The organism is Amycolatopsis sp. 195334CR (assembly GCF_017309385.1).
In the GTDB taxonomy this organism is placed as follows: Bacteria; Actinomycetota; Actinomycetes; order Mycobacteriales; family Pseudonocardiaceae; genus Amycolatopsis.
The window spans coordinates 593,965-610,950 of the sequence record NZ_JAFJMJ010000001.1 but is presented as its reverse complement, the minus strand read 5'-3'; the positions used below and the strand labels follow the sequence as shown (position 1 = coordinate 610,950).

Below are 16,986 nucleotides of genomic sequence, written 5' to 3'. Positions count from 1 at the left end.
TGGGCTTTTGCCTTCAGGTGGTGCGCCATCAGGGACTCGAACCCCGAACCCGCTGGTTAAGAGCCAGCTGCTCTGCCAATTGAGCTAATGGCGCCGGGCGGGTTTCTCGCTCTCCCGCACCAACGAGAGAAACTTTAGCACGCGGTTCGGGGGCCGTTCACGGGGGTCCCCCGAAGCGGGTTCGGCCCAGTTGACCAGTCCCGCACACGCGCCGGAACCCGGTCGGGCACACTGTAGCCGGACACTTGGGGCATTCTTCTAAGCGAAATGGACGGTCTTCCATGAGTGGTCGGGGCGGAGTGGGGCGTCGCCCGATAACCGGGCGTTCTGGGGTGCGGTTGTCGCTGCTGGCGGTCGCGGCCGGGCTCATCATCTCGGGTTGCACGTCGGCGCCGGGTGCGGAACCCGGGCCCGGCGGTGGAGAAGCCCCGAAAGAGACCTCGACGGCCCCGCCGAAACCGGTCTCGCTGGCGCTGACCCCGGCTCAGGGCGCGGCGGACGTGGCCCCCGGTGAGCCGGTGCGGGTCAACGCCACCGACGGCAAGATCAACGACGTGAAGCTGACCAACGCCGAGGGCAAGGCCGTGGCCGGTCAGCTCGCCCCGGACGGGGCAGGCTGGGTGTCCACCGAACCGCTCGGCTACGGCAAGGCCTACACGCTGACCGCCACCGGCACCGGTACCAACGGCCAGCCCGCCACCTCCACCTCGGCCTTCAACACGGCGAAGCCGGCCAGGCAGACCACCGTGTCGATCAACGCGCAGGACGGCGAGACGGTCGGCGTCGGCATGCCGCTGATCTTCACCTTCGGCATGAAGGTGGGGGACAAGGCCGCCGCGGAGAAGGCGCTGGAGATCAAGTCGGAGCCGGCGGTCGAAGGCGCGTTCCACTGGTTCAGCGACACCTCGGTGATCTGGCGGCCGAAGGACTACTGGCCCTCGGGCACCAAGGTCTCGGTGAAGGCCGCGGTGTACGGCAAGAACCTGGGCAACGGCACCTACGGCAAGGAGGACCGGGCGGCGAACTTCACCATCGGCGACAAGCTGGTGGCCGTCGCCGACGGGCAGACCTTCCAGATGAAGGTGTCGATCAACGACCAGGAGGCCAAGGTGATGCCCATCTCGATGGGCAAGAAGTCCTCCAGCACGCCGAACGGCAACTACACGGTGATGAGCGAGCACACCGGGTACACGATGGACTCGAGCACCTACGGCGTGCCGACCGACAGCGCCGCCGGGTACCGCACCTTCGTGCAGTACGCGGTCCGCATGTCGAACAGCGGGATCTTCTACCACTCGGCGCCGTGGTCGGTGGGCTCGCAGGGCAAGCGCAACGTGAGCCACGGCTGCATCAACCTCTCCACCGAGAACGCGAAGTGGATGATGGACACCTCGAAGAAGGGCGACATCATCACCGTGCAGAACGGCGGCCCGCAGACCCTGGAAGCCACCGACGGCTGGTCCGTCTGGCAAATGTCCTGGGACGACTGGAAATCCGGCGGCAAAAAGAACTAACCAGACCCACAAAGAGGCCCTCGCACCCACCCCGGTGCGAGGGCCTCTCGGCGTTCACACACCAACGTGCCCAGCCACGATGGGGGTCCAGGGGGCTCCGCCCCCTGGCGGGGGCCTGGGGGTCCGACCCCCAGAAAGAACGACGAAGCCCATGCTGGGAGGCCGCGAAGCGACCGACCAGCATGGGCCACATGGGGTGAGTGACGGGACTTGAACCCGCGACTTCCTGGACCACAACCAGGTGCTCTACCAACTGAGCTACACCCACCGTGCGAGGCGGTCTGACGATCACCTCGGCTCGACTATCGTAGCGTGCCCCTTCCGGGGGTCAGCCGCGGGGCTGCTTGAGCACTTCGGCGGCGGCCGCGCGGGCTTGTTCGGTGGTGGGCCCGGGTTGCGGCACGAAGGCCACCCGCCGGTAGTAGTCCAGTTCGCCGATGGACTCCCGGATGTCCGCGAGCGCGCGGTGGGCGAGGCCCTTTTCCGGCTTGGCGTAGTAGATCCGCGGGTACCAGCGCCGGACGAGCTCCTTGACCGAGGACACGTCGACCATCCGGTAGTGCAGGTGCGCGTCGAGCGCGGGCATGTCGCGGACGATGAAGCCGCGGTCGGTGGCGATGGAGTTCCCGGCCAGCGGCGCGGTGTTGGGCTCGGGCACGTGCTCCCGGACGTACTCGAGCACGCGCTGCTCGGCTTCCTCGATGGTGACCGAGGACTGCCGCACCTCCTCGGTGAGTCCGGACCGGGCGTGCATCTCGCGGACCACGTCGGGCATGTTGGCGAGTGCTTCCTCATCGCAGTGGATGACGAGGTCGAGGCCTTCGCCGAGGACGTTCAGCTCCGCGTCGGTGACCAGGGCGGCGATTTCGATCAAGGCGTCCTTGGCCAGGTCGAGGCCGGTCATCTCACAGTCGATCCAGACAAGACGATCGTTCACCCGGGCACCCTAACTCTTCCGGGGCACTTTCGCGGGCGCGACCTGCGGTTCCCGCGGTTACGCTCGGCCGGTCGGCGTAACGGGAGGGCAGGCATGGACCAGGACGCAACCGCGATCACCGAGGGCTACCGGACCGAAGGGGCGGCGCTGGAGCTGGGCTCGGTGGTGCTCGACGGGCAGGTGTGCCCGGGTGCCGGCGTACGCCTCCCGCTGGCCATGCTGAACCGGCACGGCCTGGTGGCGGGCGCGACCGGGACCGGCAAGACCAAGACGCTGCAGCTGCTCGCCGAAGAGCTGTCGGCGGTGGGTGTCCCGGTGGTCCTGGCCGACGTGAAGGGTGATCTGTCCGGTTTGGCCGAGGCGGGGGAGTCGACCGACAAGCTGGCCAAACGCGCGGAGGAACTCGGCGACGACTGGCAGCCGCAGGGCTTCCCGGTGCAGTTCCTCTCGCTGGGCACCGAAGGCCGTGGTGTGCCGGTGCGCGCCACGATCACCGGGTTCGGCCCGATCCTGCTGTCGAAGGTGCTGGGCCTCAACGAGACGCAGGAGTCCACCCTCGGCCTGATCTTCCACTGGGCCGACGAGCGCGGTCTGCCGCTGCTGGACCTCAAGGACCTCCGCGCGGTGATCACGCACCTGACCAGTGACGAGGGCAAGGCCGACCTCAAGGGCATCGGCGGGGTGTCCCCAGCGACGGCCGGGGTGATCCTGCGGGCGCTGGTCAACCTCGCGGCCCAGGGCGGCGAGGAGTTCTTCGGGGAGCCGGAACTCGAAGTCGCCGACCTGATGCACGAGGGCGTGATCACCCTCCTGGAGCTGGACAACCTGCAGAGCAAGCCGGCGTTGTTCTCCACCTTCCTGATGTGGTTGCTGGCCGAGTTGTTCGAGGAACTCCCGGAAGCGGGCGACCTGGACAAACCGAAGCTGGTCTTCTTCTTCGACGAGGCGCACCTGCTGTTCGACAACGCGTCGAAGGCCTTCCTGGACAGCATCGAGCAGACGGTCAAGCTGATCCGGTCGAAGGGCGTGGGCGTGTTCTTCTGCACGCAGCTGTCCACCGATGTGCCGAACGCCGTGCTGTCGCAGCTGGGCGCGCGCGTGCAGCACGCGATCCGCGCGTTCACACCCGAGGACCAGAAGGCGCTGGCGAAGACGGTCAAGACCTATCCGAAGACCACGCACTACGACCTGGAGCAGGCGCTGACCTCGCTGGGCATCGGGGAGGCGGTGGTCACCGTGCTGTCCGAACGCGGGGCGCCGACGCCGGTCGCGTGGACGAAGTTGCGGGCACCGCGGTCGAAGATGGGGTCGATCGGCGAGGAGGCCGTGCGTGCCTCGGCCCAGTCGTCGCAGCTGCACGGGAAGTACGCCGAGACGATCGACCGCGAGTCGGCCTACGAGAAGCTCGCCGCGAAGGTGGCCGCCACCGAGCCGGAGAAGCCCGCCGAGCAGGAAGGCCCCGGGTTCATCCAGAAGACGATGGACAACCCGGCGGTCCGCTCGTTCCTGCGCTCGGCGGCGAGTGCGCTGGGACGCGAGGTCACGCGTGGCCTGTTCGGGAACCGCCGCCGCTAAAACCTGACACACCTTGTCAGGTAGGCCTGCGAAGCTCGGCGTATGCCGAAGATCACTGCAGCGTTCACCGTGGACAACTGGGAGCCGTCGTCTCTCGACGAGGCCGAAGGAGCCGAACTGGGCCAGGTGCGGTTGAGCAAGACCTTCACCGGGTTAGTCGAGGGCGCCAGCACGGTCACCATGCTCAGCGCGATCACCGAAACCGCGCAGGCGTACGTGGCCTTCGAGCGGTTCGACGTCTCGGTCGAGGGGCGGAAGGGCGGGTTCGTGCTCCAGCACGCCGCCTTCGCGGACAGCTACGAGCTGAAGATCCTGCCCGGTTCCGGGGTCGGGGAGCTGGCGGGCATCACCGGTTCCGCGATGGTGGCCAAGCACGACGACGGCAGCCACACGCTGGAACTCGACTACCACCTCGATTGACAAAAAAACTTGTCGGTGAGACCGTTGGCGGATGAACGAGATCGCGGTGATCGACGACGCCGAGGCCGCCGGCGCGTCGCTGGACCCGATGCGTGCCCGCCTGCTCGCCGAACTGGCCGAGCCGGGTTCGGCCACCACCCTGGCCAAGAAGCTCGGCCTGGCCCGGCAGAAGATCAACTACCACCTGCGCGCGCTGGAGCAGCACGGGCTGATCTCGCTGGTGGAGGAGCGCCGCAAGGGCAACGTCACCGAGCGCGTGCTGCGGGCGACAGCCTCTTCGTACGTGATCTCGCCGAGCGTGCTGGGCGCCGTCGAACCCGACCCGCGGCAGTCGCCGGACCGGCTCTCCGCGCGGTGGCTGCTCGCGGTCGCCTCGCGCCTGGTGCGTGACGTCGGTGAGCTGCTCACCGGCGCGCAGCGGGCGGGCAAGAAGCTGGCCACCTTCACCATCGACGGCGACGTGCGCTTCGCCTCCGCGGCCGATCGCGCCGCCTTCGCCGAGGAACTCACCGACGCGGTGACCTCGCTGGTCGCCAAGTACCACGACGACTCGGCCACCGGCGGCCGCACGCACCACCTGGTGGTCGCCGTCCACCCGGAGCTCAAGCAGCCGCAGGCATGAAAAGCGGGTGGACCGCCCCGACCCCGGTCCACCCGCTTCCCCCCTCGCTCAACCCTGTTCGATCTGCTCCACGATCTTGATCGCGTCATTGATCGGGATGGCGAAGCCGATGCCCACGCTCCCGCCCGACGACGGTGAGTAGATCGACGAGTTGATCCCGATCACCTGCCCGTTCGCGTTGACCAGCGGGCCACCCGAGTTGCCCTGGTTGATCGACGCGTCGGTCTGGATGGCGGTGTAGCTCGGCCCCTGCTGTTGCTGCTGCGAGCTGGTCCGCCCGAACGGCGACTGCGGCTGCTCCTGCTGCCCGACGTCGGACAGCTGCCTGCCGACCGCGCTGACGATGCCCGAGGTGACCGTGTTCTGCAGCCCGGCGGGCGAACCGATGGCGACCACCTCGGAGCCGACCTGCACCTGGCTCGAGTCGCCGAGCTTCGCCGCGGTCAGGCCGCTGGCGTTCTTCGCCTGCAGCACCGCGATGTCGGCCTTGGTGTCCGCGCCGAGCACGGTCGCCTGGTACTTCGTGCCGTCGGACAGCGTGATCGTGACGTCCCCGGTGGCGCCGTCGACCACGTGCGCGTTGGTCAGGATCCTGCCGTCGGACGAGAGGATCACCCCGGACCCGATCGCCTCGCCCTCGCGCGTGGTGGTGTTGACCTGCACGACGCTCGGCAGCACCTGCTGCGCCACGGAACTGACGTCCGAACCGGAGTTCGAAACGGTCTGACCGGTGGCCGTGCCGAGCGCACTGGTGCTGCTGCTCGCCGGCGCCTGGTCGGTCAGGCCGACGAGCGCGGCCCCGCCGACGCCGCCGACCAGTGCGGCGGCGACGGCGGCCGCGCTCACCAGCACGGCCAAGCGCTTCGGCTTGCGGGCGGCGGGCGCCGGCGGCGCCGGGTAGAACGGCGGCGCGGCGGGCTGCTCGTGCTGCTGCGGGGTGAACAACGGGTTCTGCCGGTTCTCGTCCATGCACCCAGGTTCGCGCGCCCGCTTGTGAGCAACCTGTGGATTACCCGGGGACTTTTCTGAGAAGAATAAGCTGAGAAACGCCTGTGGTTAAGCGAAGAACGCCGGAACGTCCAACGCGCCACCGGCGGCCTCGAACTCCTCGTGCACCGCCGTCCGCAGGTCCGCGTCGGCCAGGTAGTCGGCCGCAGTCAGCGCGAGCCCGAGCGCTCCGTCGACCACCGCGCGGTCACCGGCCGGTGACCCGGCCGCCGCGGCGAACTCCTTGGTGTGCAAGGCAACCGTCTGTTCGGACACGGCCAGCATCGGATGGATCGCGGGCATCCGGAAACTCAGGTTCCCGAGATCCGTCGAGCCGGTGAGGAACTCCGGCACGATGCCGGGCGGCAACGGTTTGCGCCCGCAGCCCTCCTGGTTGACCGCCCACCGCCCGGCCAGCGCGCCGTTGAACCGGATCGGCAGGTAGGGCGGCTGCTCGTCCCAGTGCAGTTCCACCCCGCAGCCGGTCATCTCGGCCGCACCACGCGCGATCCCGGTGATCCGCTCGGCCAGGTCGCGCAGCGTTTCCGGCTGCCCGGACCGCAGGTAGAACAGCAGCGCCGCGCGGTCCGGCACCACGTTCGGCCGGGCCCCGCCGTCGGTGAACACGCCGTGCACGCGGTCGGTGCCGGGCAGGTGCTGCCGCAACGCGGCCACGCCCTGGTACGCGGCGACGGCGGCGTCGAGCGCGTTGCGGCCCATGAACGGCTGCGCCGAGGCGTGCGCGGCGACGCCGTGGAAGACCATCTCGAGCTGGCGCCTGCCGAGGAACGGGTGCATCGCGATGTCGTGGCTGAACGGGTGCAGCATGATCACCGCGTCCACGTCGTCGAACACGCCCGCCCTGGCCATGGTTTCCTTGCCACCGCCGCCTTCCTCGGCCGGCGTGCCGAACAGCGAGACCCGCCCGCCGAGGCGTTCGGCGACCGCGGCGGCACCGAGGAAACCGCCGGCCGCGGTGGCGCAGATGATGTTGTGCCCGCAGCCGTGCCCGATCCCCGGCAGCGCGTCGTACTCGGCGAGCAGCGCGATGTGCGGACCACCTTCGCCGACCGTCGCGCTCAGTGCCGTGTCCAGCCCGCCGACGCCGACGGTCGCCTGGTGGCCGTGGTTCTGCAGGAGTTCGGCGAGCGCGCGCACCGAGCGCTTCTCGGCGAAGCCCTCTTCGGGATGCGCGTGCAGGTCCTGGCTCAACGACACGAGGTCCTGCGCGCGGGCGTCGATCAGGGCACCGACCTCGGTCCGGACATCTTCGGGCGCGCCCTGGTGGGGCGAGCCGAGCGGTTCGGCGGCTTCGACCGCGTCCGCGGTGTCGGCGACGATGGTGCGCAGGTAGGCGTCGTCGGGCTGGCTGGGGCTGGCGTGGTGGGGAGCCGTCATTGCCGCATGCTAATGCGTCGCCCCGACGATCTGGGTGACCCCGGAATAGCGTTCGCTGATCTCGGTGAACCCGCGTTCGCGCAGCAGGGCGCCGACCTCGCCGCGGTCGAACATGCGCTGCCCGCTGGCCAGGCCGGTCAGCGTGTCCAGCTCGCGGACGGGGCGGCACTCGCGGCGCGCACTGGTGAGCAGCGCCAACCGTCCGCCCGGTTTCAGCACCGAGGCGAAGGAATCCAGCGCTGCCTCCGGATCGCCGAACATGTGCAGCGCGGCGAAGCAGCACACGGCATCCACAGTGGACGGCCGCAGCGGCGGGTGCACGGCGTCCGCGCGGAGGTAGGTGACGGCGTCGTTCCCGCCCGCCTCGACGGCCCGCGCGAGCATGGTGCGCGAGCCGTCGAGGCCGACGGCGAGCCCGGTGGGACCGACCGCTTCCCCGAAGGCACGGGTGAAGCGGCCGGTCCCGCACGCCACGTCGAGCACCACCTGGCCACGCCGGAGCCGCAGCAGGTCGGTGGCCAGGTCGACCTCGCCGGACATGCTCGGGCCGTGCAGGCCCTTCGCGATCCGGCCGAGTGCCGGCCGCCAGTACCGCTCGTAGATCGAGGACACCAGGTCCACGCTCATCAGCACCTGCGCCGGGCCGGTCGGCGGACCGGCCTGCCTGCGGTCCCCGAGCAGGTCGGGATAGCCGCCGGTGGTCCGCACGGGCGGGGCGTCGAGCAGGTCGAGCAGGCGGCGGTGGCTGGTCTCGGTCGGCATCACGCGGCTCCAGGGCGGTTGGGATACCGACAGTATGTCAGCGCCGGTCCTCGCGCAAAGCCTTCGGCAACGGCGGCCAGTGCAGGCTGCGGTCCGCGGCGAGCTGCCTGGCCAGCGCGGTCCACGCGGCGGGCGGCACGGTCGCGGCGGGACGGTCCGGATCGATGCCGTTGGCCTTGAGCAGGCGGTGGGGCTTGCGCCCGAGGAAGGCCACGGCGGTCCGCGCCGGGGCGCGCGGGGTGCGGTAGGCCGCCTGCAGCAGTGTCCACAGTGCTTGGTCGACGAGCTTGTCCGGCTTGCCGCGCCGGTGCACGGTCAGGTGGGCCGAGTCCACCTTCGGCGCCGGGCTGAAGTGCCTGGCCGGGACGCGCCGCACCAGCCGCAGCTCGAACCTCGCCGCCCACCAGGCGATTTCGAGGTCGCGCGGGCTGGCCGCGCTGAGTCGTTTCGCGAACCCCCATTCGACGATCAGCGCGGCCCGGTCCAGTGCCGAGGCGGTCGGGCTGAGCAACCGTCGCATGAGTGCGGTGGACACCGCGTAGGGAATGCTCGCCACCACGGCGAACTTCTTGCGGGGCAGGGAAAAGGTGCGGGCGTCGGCCGGGATGACCCGGACGTTGGCCGCGTCCGCGAGCCGCGTGCGCAGCTTGCGCACGAACTCGGGATCCCGTTCCACGGCGAGGATTTCGGCGCCGGTCCTGGCCAGTGGCGCGGTGATCGCACCGAGGCCGGCGCCGAAGTCGACCACCAGGTCGGTCTCGGTGATCGCGGCCGAGCGCACCAGTTCGTCGGCGATCCGGGGCGCGGCGAGGAAGTGGACGCCGGAAGGGTTGGGGGACGGGTGTTTCCGGGCAGGGTGACAGGACCCGTTGGCGGGCATGGTCGCTCCACGTCAGGACGAAGGAAGGCGTGCGAAGGCACGCGAGGACGTCGAGACGCGGCGACCGTGCAGTGGTGAGGTCGCGCGGACGGATCAGGCGCGGGTGATCAGCGCCTGGAACTCGGTGAAGAGGGGGACGGCCGCCGCGTCAGGCGCGCCACGGCCAAGGCCGGGCGACGACAGCGCAGCAGATGTACAAAGCTCCCATGCGCCGAAGGTAGCACCACGCGCAATCGGTTTTCGCCCCGGAACTGTCGGGGGTCCCCGCTAGCGTCGCGATCACCGAAGAGGAGGTAGCAGATGATCACCCGCTGGCGCCCGGGCGCGACCGCGTCGATCACCCCGCGCGGTCCGTTCGACCTGCGGGCTTCGATGCGGTTCCTGGAGGACTTCGTGCCCGCCGGGCGGCCGGACGCGGCCGGGGAGCCGAGCACGCTGCGGCTGGCCTTCCCGGTGGACGGCTGCTGGAAGCCGGCCGGGGTGGTGGCGCGCCAGCACGCCGACGGCGTGGTCGAGGTGGAGGCCGAAGGCGAGTCGGCCGCCGAAGCCTGCCGGCAGGCCGAGCGCATCCTGTCGCTCGACTTCGACGCCGCCGAGTTCGTGGCGGCGATCCAGCGGGACGAGCTGGCCGTGCGCTTGGTCACCGCCGCGGCCGGCCTGCGGCCGGTGTTGTTCCACTCGCCCTACGAGGCCGCCTGCTGGGCGATCATCGGCCAGCGCATCCGCCAGGTCCAGGCGGCCGGGATCAAGCGCCGGATAGCCGAGCGCCACGGATCCCGGCTGACCGTTGACGGGCACTCGCTCAGCTCGTTCCCGGGCCCGGAGGCGTTGCGCCTGCTGGAACGCCCGTTGGGCCTGCCGGAGACCAAGGTGAAGCAGCTGAGGAGTCTCACGGCAGCTGCGGAACAAGGCCACCTCGATGCCACCCGCCTACGGGCCCTCCCCGGTGAGGTAGCACTGGCCAGGCTGCGGAAACTGCCGGGGATCGGCCCGTTCTCGGCGGAACTGGTGCTGATCAGAGGCGTCGGGCACCCGGATGTCTTCCCTCGCCACGAACCGCGCCTACACGCGGAAATGGCGCGCACCTACGGCCTCAACGCCGCCGACGTCGACGGGCTGGCACGCATCGCCGACAAGTGGCGCCCCTACCGAAGCTGGGTCAGCTTCCTCTTCCGCGCCGCCACCGCCCGGTCAAGGTGAGGTGACCATGCCAACCGCCACCGCCACCGCCACCGCCGAGGCCGCCACCGAGGCCGCCACCGAGGCCGCCTTCGCCCCCACCGAGGCCACCCTCGCCGCCGCCCCCACCGGGGCCGCCCTCACCACCGAGCTCACTCTTCCTGCCGAGCCCGCCACCTTCGCCGCCGCCGCGGCTGCCCTCACCACCGAGGCCACCCTTGCCACCGCCCCCACCGGGGCCGCCCTCACCACCGAGCTCACTCTTCCTGCCGAGCCCGCCGCCTCCGCCGAGACCGCCCTCCCCGCCGAAGCCACGGCGTCTGCCGAAGTCACCATGCCTTCCGGCGTCACCGCACCTGCTGTGCCCGGTGCACCTACCGCGCCCGTCATCCCCGCCGAAGCCACCGTGCCTGCCGTGCCCGCCGAGACCCTCGTGCCTGCCGAGACCACTATCCATACCGAGGCGGCACCCCTCACCGCCGCACCCCTCACCACCGCAACCCGCGCCACCGGCCACCCGCCGCCCCCACCCAGGAGCGGCGCCTCACCGGAAGCGCTGAAAGGGGGCGTCACACCGATCCAACTCCACATGTGCTGAGGTGTCCGCGTGGAAGGCACCGACGGATTCTGGGGACTGTTCGACGCACAGCCGGATCCGCCGGGTCTGGTGGCGCTCATCACCGGCGTGGCCGCGCTCCTCCTGGTGGTGTCCGGCACCCCGTGGCGGCTCGCCCGCAACCTGGTGACGATCGTCCACGAGGCCGGGCACGCCTTCGCCGCGGTGCTGGTCGGCCGCCGCCTGCAGGGCATCCGGCTGCATTCGGACACCTCGGGCGTCACCGTCTCCCGCGGCAAGCCGACCGGCCCGGGCATGGTGCTGACCGCGCTCGCCGGCTACCCGGCGCCCGCGCTGCTCGGCCTGGCCTTCGCCGCGCTGATCAACGCCGACCGCATCTCGGTGCTGCTCGGCCTCACGGCGCTGCTGCTGCTGGGCGTGCTGGTGATGATCCGCAACGCCTACGGCGCGTTCTCCGTGGTCGCCGCGGCGATCGGGCTCGGCTGCGTCGCGCTGCTGGCGCCACCCGGAGTGCAGGCGGTCTGCGTCTACGCGATCACCTGGTTCCTCCTGCTGGGCGGCGTGCGCCCGGTCTTCGAGCTGCAGTCGAAACGCCGTCGCGGCGCCGCGCGCGACTCCGACGTCGACCAGCTGGCGAGGCTCACCGGCGTCCCGGTGGCGTTGTGGCTGCTCGTGCTCGGTGTGCTCGCGTTCGGCAGCCTGTTCCTGGGCGGGAGCTGGCTGCTCGAACCCGTGCTCAGCTGAGTTCACGCGTGCGGCAAACTGGTCCCATGAGCGACGACGTGGCCAAGGCAGTGGAAGAGTGCGCACGCGCGGCGAAGCGCGCCGCTCCGTCTCTGGCCGCCGCGCCGGACGAGGCGATCGACGCGGCGCTCATCGGCATGGCCGAGCGCCTGTTGTCGAACCGCGACGCCGTGCTCGAGGCGAACGCCGCCGACGTGGCCAAGGCCCGTGAAGACGGGATGAGCGCCGGCCTGCTGGATCGGCTGACCATCACCGAGGAGCGGCTCACCGGCATGGCCGAGCAGCTCCGCCTGCTCGCCGCCGCACCGCACTCCGAGCGCACCGTCCCGCTGTCCACTTTGGATGGTGGACTGCGACTGGTGGAGCGTCGCCGTCCGGTCGGCGTGATCGGCGCCAACTACGAAGCCCGGCCGAACGTGACCGTGGACGTGGCCTCCCAGCTGGTGAAGTCCCGCAACGCCGGGGTCCTGCGCACCGGTTCCGCCGCGCTCGGCTCCGCGCAGCGCCTGCTCGAGATCGTCATCGCGCCCGCGCTGGCCGAAGCCGGGATCGACCAGGACGCGGTGCAACTCGTGCCGCGCGCCGAACGGCATGCCGCGGCCGCACTGGTCGCGCAGCCCGGTCTGATCCCGCTGGTCATCCTGCGGGGGAGCGGCGACAGCACCCGCGCGCTCGCCACCGAGGCCGCCCAGCACGGGGTGCGCACGCTCGCGCACGCCGACGGCGGTGGTGTGCTCTTCATCGACGAGGCGGCGGACCTGGACAAGGTGCGCGCGCTCGTCTCGGGCAGCCTGGACCGGCTCGGCGTGTGCAACCGGCTGAACCTGCTGCTGATCGACGAGCCCATCCACGACAAGGTGTGGCCGGTGGTGAGCGAGGCACTCGCCGGACGCGGCGTCACCGCGTCGCTGCCGCCCCACGAGCACGCCATCGGCTACGAGTGGGCCCTGGATTCGGACCGCGAGGCCACCGTCACCGTCTCCACCGTGGCGGGCGTCGAGGAGGCCACGCGGATCGCCAACGAGCAGACCTCCGGGCTCGCGGCGGGCATCGCCACCGAGAACGCGGCCACCGCCGAGGCCTTCTTCGACGGCTACACCGGGACCGGCGTCTTCTGGAACGCCCCCACCCGCCTGCTCGACGGCTTCAAACTGCGCGGGGTCCCGGAAACCGGGATCAACCTGGACAAGGTGCCCGGCCCGCGCGGTCCGGTCACCTACACCGATCTCTACGTCCGCCAGTACGCGGTACTGCCCGCGGATCGCTGATTCAATATTCAATTAAGCTGATGCGTTCGATGGCCACTGTGACATCGAACGCATCACTGTGTCAGCGTGCCTTCTCCAGGTAATTCTCCACCGCCTGGCGCACGATATGCGCCATGCTCACCCCGCGTTTCCTGGCAATCTTTTCGGTGGCTTCGTAGGTGTCGCTGGAGACCCTGGTCCGCAGGTCCTTGCCCAGCGAGCTGAGGCCCTGGGGCTGCGGTTCTCTTCGTCCTGCCACGACCTTGTCCGGCACCATGACTCCTATCCATTCGATGGCCCTGCACGGCCACAATAGTGGCGCCCGGTTATTCGTGGCGCGAATTCAGCCGTGTGGGGAGAAGAACCGTCCGAATGGCGGGACCCGGGTGCGGGAGGTTCATCATCGCGTGTGAATGAATTCACGCATCCACACCCGTACTGGCCCCTGTGCGCGGTAGCGGAGTGGTTCAGGAAGCCGCGACGTCGACCTGGTCGACCGCGTCGAGCAGTTCCTCGACCGCCGGGTCGTCCACCGCTTCCTTGATGCACTGCCACAGCTCGAGGTTCGCCAGCGCCCAGCGCGAATATTCGGCGGCCGCTTCGGCGTTGTAGAAGTAGTAACCCTCGTCGTGCACGTCGCGCTGCTCGCCGACGATCTTGTTCGCCAGCTCGCGCAGGCTGAGCCCGTTCTCGCGCAGGTACTTGTGCGCCAGCACCACCGGGGTCACCGGCAGCGCTTTGAACAGGGTGTCGGCATCGCTGAGCGCCTGCGCTTCGAGCGAAATGTCCGGTCCGCGATTGGCCATTTCGGCCTCGTCGATGATCGCGTCGATGCGTTCGGCGGCGCGGAGCGGCACGCCGGCGTCGGCGAGCAGTTCCCTGCGCAGGCCGCTGCCTTCGGCGGCCGGCGAGTTCCGGCGGACCAGGTAGTTGACGTCGTGCACCAGCGCGGCCGTTTCGACGATGCTCACGTCGGCGCCGTTGTGCTCGGCGAAACCGACGGACTTCGACCGGACGAAGCTGACGTGGTGCCAGCCGTGGAACGGCAGCCGCTCGGCGTAGCGCAGGCAGAGCTGCCGCACGGCCTGCTCGACGGCGTTGATCGCCGCGGCGGGCACGGAGTTGAAGGTCGCGTGGACAACGGTTTGGTGGGCGCGCATTATCGATCCCCTCCGAACCGGCTGGGGAAGGCAGCCGGGTGGAGTGAATGGTAATCGCTAGTGCGCTACGTCCGACTTCAGATTCGTTCCAGAAGCTCCCCCAAACGGGTCTCCACCGGAACGTGCCGGTGACTCGTTCGGGTCAATGGATCATAGGAAACGCTCCATTCGTTCACTGGTCGTGACTTCACCAAAAAGGTCATCGTGTTGTCAGCCGCTTTCGGGATCCGGTGGAACTCGTCGGCCAACAGCACCCCGGTGGTACCCGCCGGGTAGTCGTCACCGTGGATCAACCGGGCCGAAGTGATCAGGCCGCTGGCCACATCCAGCGTGGCGGCGTACCGCTCGTGCAGGTAGCTGCCGCGGAGGATGGTGGTCCAGAAGTGGTACCGGTGGTTGTGCACCGAATCGGCGTAACCGTGCCGCCAATCCCGTTGCGGTTTGTATTCGTGCAGCCAGAACGAGAACGGCTCGTCCCGTTCGTCGCGCAGGCACCAGGCGAAGTGCGTGGTCGTCTCCCTGGATCGCCGGATCATCGCGCTGGCCGGTTCCGGCGGCAGCGACTGGATGTGCGCGCGCAGCTCGGCTCGCAGGCCGGGCCGGGCGGCCCAGTGCTGGAACGGCTCCGCGAGCGCCCGCCAGTCGTCGTCGGAGCCGACCCGGCGAGCGGCCACGTCGGCGGCCAGCTCGGCGAGTGGGCATGTGCGGGTCAACACCATCTATCAGCTCCTCAGCCCAGCGGCGGTGGAGAATTCCTGGGAGAAGGACCGGAACCGGCCCTCCAGCTCACTGAACTGCTCCTCGGACAACGGCCGGCCGGTGGCCCGGCCGAACAGTGCGATGAAATCCGCCCGGGTGGTCTCCGGGGTGATCTGGAAGTGCCTGCCGTTCCGGCCACCGCCGAGCCGGAGGAACTCGGCACGTTCCATGTTGTAGACGAACGAACCCTCGGAGAACCGCAGGGTTCGCGGGTACAGCGCGCTTTCGGGGCCGACGTCGCTGTAGAGCGTGACCCACACGCAGTCGTCGAAGATCTCCAGCCGGTCCAGCGGGGGATCGGTGACCACGGTCAGGTCGATCCGCGTGCAGCGGCTCCTGGCCAGGAACAACCCGACCAGCCCCATGCCCATCTCGTCCTGCAGCCGCCGCTGGATCGCTTCGTAGTCCGCTTCGGGGCCTTCCTGGCGCAGCAGGTAACGGGCGCGGCCGCTGATCGTGGTGGGGTCGCTGGGGTCGGCCAGCACCGCCCGCATCTCCCACTCGGCGTGGGAGAGCAGCAACCTGGCGGCGGCGAACCGGCCGGAGAACCCGCGGAAGAAGTACTGCCTGCTGCCCGCGAGGTCCCGCATCATCAACTCGTTGAACCGGGGGTCCGGCTCGGGGGTCGCCTCGAACACGTCGGTGGGGAAGAACTCCCTGTTCAGCGACCGGTATTCGGCGGCGAGCTTCTCCAGTGCCCGCCTGCTCTCGTCGATCACCGGTGCCACGAGGGCCCGCTGCGAGGCGGCCGCCGTGATCAGCGTCTGCCCGAAACCGACCACCGCGGAGATCATCGTGCCGGTGCCGACCGAATTGACGAAGTTCTTGCCGTTCCCCGGATCCATGCCGCTGGCCAGGAACAGGCAGGTGATCGAAACCACGACCAGGACGAGCAGGAGCAGGCTGGTCCGCGTCCAGAAGATCTCCTGGAGCGGGCTTCGCGTCCGTTTCCCGTCTCTGCCGGGGTCGGCGCGCACAGGTTTCACCTCCTCGGAAATGGGCTAGCTCAACAGGATGAGAGCTGAGAGTGTCCGTTTGAGTGCGCGGAGTCACTCTACGCGTGCTCCGACGTAGGCGAAATAAGAAATTTGGGGGATACTTAGCGCACGCGAGTCGACTACTTGCGGTAGCCGGGAAAGTCCTCGTCCAGGCTGTTCTCGACGCCCTCGGCACGGGCTTGTCGCAGGCCAAGCATCTCGGCGGCGAGTTGCTGGCTGCTTTCGAAGCGGTTTCCGGGCCGTTCACGCGCCCGGCGTAACGAGCACGGTTTGAGCCTGCTGTACCCCCGGACAGAAACCGCCCGCCTCGACCGCAGTTCGTAGGCCGGATCGCCGGACAGGTCGGCGGCCAGTTCGCGATCGACCACGATGGTGCCCGGCTTGGCCACCGAAGTGAGCCGGGCGGCGAGGTTGACCACCGAACCGTAGACGTCGCCGAACCGGCTCAGGATGCGCCCCGCGGCCATACCGGCACGGACCGAGGGGAGGGAGGAATCGGCCTCGACGCGTTCGTTCAACGTCAACGCGATCTCGGCCGCGTCGGCCGAGGTGTCGGCGACGAACAGCACCTCGTCGCCGATCATCTTCACGATCCGGCCGTGGTGCTCGGCGATCACCTCGGAGGCGACCGTCTCGAAGGCGTCCAGGATGCCGTCGAGCTCGGTTTCGTCGATCCGCCTGGTCAGCCGCGTGAAGCCGACCATGTCCACAAAGCCGACGACCTGGCTGCGCGACTCCAGGTCCTCGTCGGGCGTGGCCAGCGCGCGCCCGGCGTACGCGGCGAGGTGCCGTCGCCAGACGAAGCTCTGCACGCGCTCCAGTTCGGGGAGCAGCCGGTCCACCAGCCGCGCGATCTGGCGCTCGTTCCGGCCCAGCTCGGGGTTCTCGGTGATCAGCTCCCACAGCATGTGGACCTGCCACTCGGCCAGCCGCGACAGGTGCTGGCCCAGCGCCCTGGTCACCGCGGTCTCCACGCGCGCGTCGACCAGGCCGGCCTTGATCAGGTTGTCGGCCGTGCGCATCGCTTCGACGTCGGCGTCGGTGAAGACCACCTCGTCGTCCTCGACGGTGGCGAAGCCGAGAGCCCGCCACAGCCGCCGCGCCCGGTCCTCGGGCACGCCCGCCTTCTCGACCACCTGCAGGCGGGTGTACCGGCGCCTGCCGCCGAGCAGCACCTTTTCCAGGCGCTGCTGCAGTTCGCCGGGATCACCCGCGTCGGTCGGCACC

Annotated in this window: 18 protein-coding genes and 2 tRNA genes; 8 read left to right on the top strand and 12 right to left on the bottom strand. The window is 69.7% G+C overall.

Features of this window, described 5'->3' with window-relative positions:
* Positions 1-18 precede the first annotated feature (18 nt).
* A tRNA-Lys gene (locus JYK18_RS03010) sits at positions 19-94 on the bottom strand.
* Between the two features lie 187 nt (positions 95-281).
* Here JYK18_RS03010 and JYK18_RS03005 point away from each other — a divergent pair.
* Complete coding sequence (locus JYK18_RS03005; RefSeq protein WP_206800512.1) at positions 282-1,514, top strand: Ig-like domain-containing protein; 1,233 nt, start codon at positions 282-284, stop codon at positions 1,512-1,514.
* 192 nt (positions 1,515-1,706) lie between these two features.
* Here JYK18_RS03005 and JYK18_RS03000 read toward each other — a convergent pair.
* A tRNA-His gene (locus JYK18_RS03000) sits at positions 1,707-1,782 on the bottom strand.
* A gap of 60 nt (positions 1,783-1,842) precedes the next feature.
* Positions 1,843-2,451, bottom strand: coding sequence for an oligoribonuclease (gene orn, locus JYK18_RS02995; protein WP_206800510.1), 609 nt, complete (start codon positions 2,449-2,451; stop codon positions 1,843-1,845).
* Between the two features lie 93 nt (positions 2,452-2,544).
* On the opposite strand from orn, the gene JYK18_RS02990 reads away from it, so the two are divergent.
* The 3 genes from JYK18_RS02990 to JYK18_RS02980 are packed head-to-tail and all read left to right on the top strand — an operon-like array spanning position 2,545 to position 5,068.
* A complete protein-coding gene (locus JYK18_RS02990) occupies positions 2,545-4,026 on the top strand; it encodes a helicase HerA-like domain-containing protein (RefSeq protein WP_206800508.1) in 1,482 nt (493 codons plus the stop codon).
* Between the two features lie 42 nt (positions 4,027-4,068).
* Positions 4,069-4,446 carry a DUF3224 domain-containing protein gene (locus JYK18_RS02985; RefSeq protein ID WP_206800506.1) on the top strand — a complete coding sequence of 126 codons (378 nt, stop codon included), beginning with the start codon at positions 4,069-4,071 and terminating at the stop codon, positions 4,444-4,446.
* A gap of 31 nt (positions 4,447-4,477) precedes the next feature.
* Positions 4,478-5,068: a helix-turn-helix domain-containing protein gene (locus tag JYK18_RS02980; protein ID WP_206800504.1), complete on the top strand. Its 591-nt coding sequence runs from the start codon at positions 4,478-4,480 to the stop codon at positions 5,066-5,068.
* Positions 5,069-5,116: 48 nt separating this feature from the next.
* Here the strand turns inward: JYK18_RS02980 and JYK18_RS02975 are convergent, their stop codons facing one another.
* From JYK18_RS02975 to JYK18_RS02960, 4 genes are all read right to left on the bottom strand, one after another.
* Entirely contained in the window at positions 5,117-6,037 is a 921-nt protein-coding gene (locus JYK18_RS02975) for a S1C family serine protease (RefSeq protein ID WP_206800502.1), read from the bottom strand.
* Positions 6,038-6,124: 87 nt separating this feature from the next.
* Positions 6,125-7,453, bottom strand: a complete 1,329-nt coding sequence (locus JYK18_RS02970; protein ID WP_206800500.1) for a M20 family metallopeptidase — start codon at positions 7,451-7,453, stop codon at positions 6,125-6,127.
* A 9-nt stretch (positions 7,454-7,462) separates the two neighbouring features.
* The gene (locus JYK18_RS02965) at positions 7,463-8,215 is read right to left on the bottom strand and encodes a class I SAM-dependent methyltransferase (protein WP_206800499.1); all 753 of its coding nucleotides are present in this window, start codon (positions 8,213-8,215) and stop codon (positions 7,463-7,465) included.
* 37 nt (positions 8,216-8,252) lie between these two features.
* The gene (locus tag JYK18_RS02960; protein ID WP_206800497.1) at positions 8,253-9,095 is read right to left on the bottom strand and encodes an rRNA adenine dimethyltransferase family protein; all 843 of its coding nucleotides are present in this window, start codon (positions 9,093-9,095) and stop codon (positions 8,253-8,255) included.
* A 300-nt stretch (positions 9,096-9,395) separates the two neighbouring features.
* Here JYK18_RS02960 and JYK18_RS02955 point away from each other — a divergent pair, with 300 nt between their 5' ends.
* From JYK18_RS02955 to JYK18_RS02940, 4 genes are read left to right on the top strand one after another with little or no spacing between them, the layout of a single operon-like run.
* The gene (locus JYK18_RS02955; RefSeq protein WP_206800495.1) at positions 9,396-10,295 is read left to right on the top strand and encodes a DNA-3-methyladenine glycosylase; all 900 of its coding nucleotides are present in this window, start codon (positions 9,396-9,398) and stop codon (positions 10,293-10,295) included.
* Between the two features lie 7 nt (positions 10,296-10,302).
* Complete coding sequence (locus tag JYK18_RS02950; protein ID WP_206800493.1) at positions 10,303-10,872, top strand: hypothetical protein; 570 nt, start codon at positions 10,303-10,305, stop codon at positions 10,870-10,872.
* A gap of 9 nt (positions 10,873-10,881) precedes the next feature.
* Positions 10,882-11,595: a M50 family metallopeptidase gene (locus JYK18_RS02945; RefSeq protein ID WP_206800491.1), complete on the top strand. Its 714-nt coding sequence runs from the start codon at positions 10,882-10,884 to the stop codon at positions 11,593-11,595.
* A 26-nt stretch (positions 11,596-11,621) separates the two neighbouring features.
* The gene (locus tag JYK18_RS02940) at positions 11,622-12,863 is read left to right on the top strand and encodes an aldehyde dehydrogenase family protein (protein WP_206800482.1); all 1,242 of its coding nucleotides are present in this window, start codon (positions 11,622-11,624) and stop codon (positions 12,861-12,863) included.
* A gap of 61 nt (positions 12,864-12,924) precedes the next feature.
* Here JYK18_RS02940 and JYK18_RS02935 read toward each other — a convergent pair whose 3' ends face one another.
* The 5 genes from JYK18_RS02935 to JYK18_RS02915 all read right to left on the bottom strand — a co-directional run bounded on the left by JYK18_RS02935 (position 12,925) and on the right by JYK18_RS02915 (position 16,985).
* Positions 12,925-13,119: a ribbon-helix-helix domain-containing protein gene (locus JYK18_RS02935; RefSeq protein WP_153029887.1), complete on the bottom strand. Its 195-nt coding sequence runs from the start codon at positions 13,117-13,119 to the stop codon at positions 12,925-12,927.
* A gap of 190 nt (positions 13,120-13,309) precedes the next feature.
* Positions 13,310-14,002: an HD family phosphohydrolase gene (locus JYK18_RS02930; RefSeq protein WP_206800481.1), complete on the bottom strand. Its 693-nt coding sequence runs from the start codon at positions 14,000-14,002 to the stop codon at positions 13,310-13,312.
* 77 nt (positions 14,003-14,079) lie between these two features.
* Positions 14,080-14,718, bottom strand: coding sequence for a hypothetical protein (locus JYK18_RS02925; RefSeq protein WP_206803995.1), 639 nt, complete (start codon positions 14,716-14,718; stop codon positions 14,080-14,082).
* Between the two features lie 6 nt (positions 14,719-14,724).
* Positions 14,725-15,663 carry a hypothetical protein gene (locus tag JYK18_RS02920; RefSeq protein WP_242579632.1) on the bottom strand — a complete coding sequence of 313 codons (939 nt, stop codon included), beginning with the start codon at positions 15,661-15,663 and terminating at the stop codon, positions 14,725-14,727.
* Positions 15,664-15,878: 215 nt separating this feature from the next.
* Complete coding sequence (locus JYK18_RS02915) at positions 15,879-16,985, bottom strand: adenylate/guanylate cyclase domain-containing protein (protein WP_206800477.1); 1,107 nt, start codon at positions 16,983-16,985, stop codon at positions 15,879-15,881.
* Position 16,986: the final 1 nt, after the last annotated feature.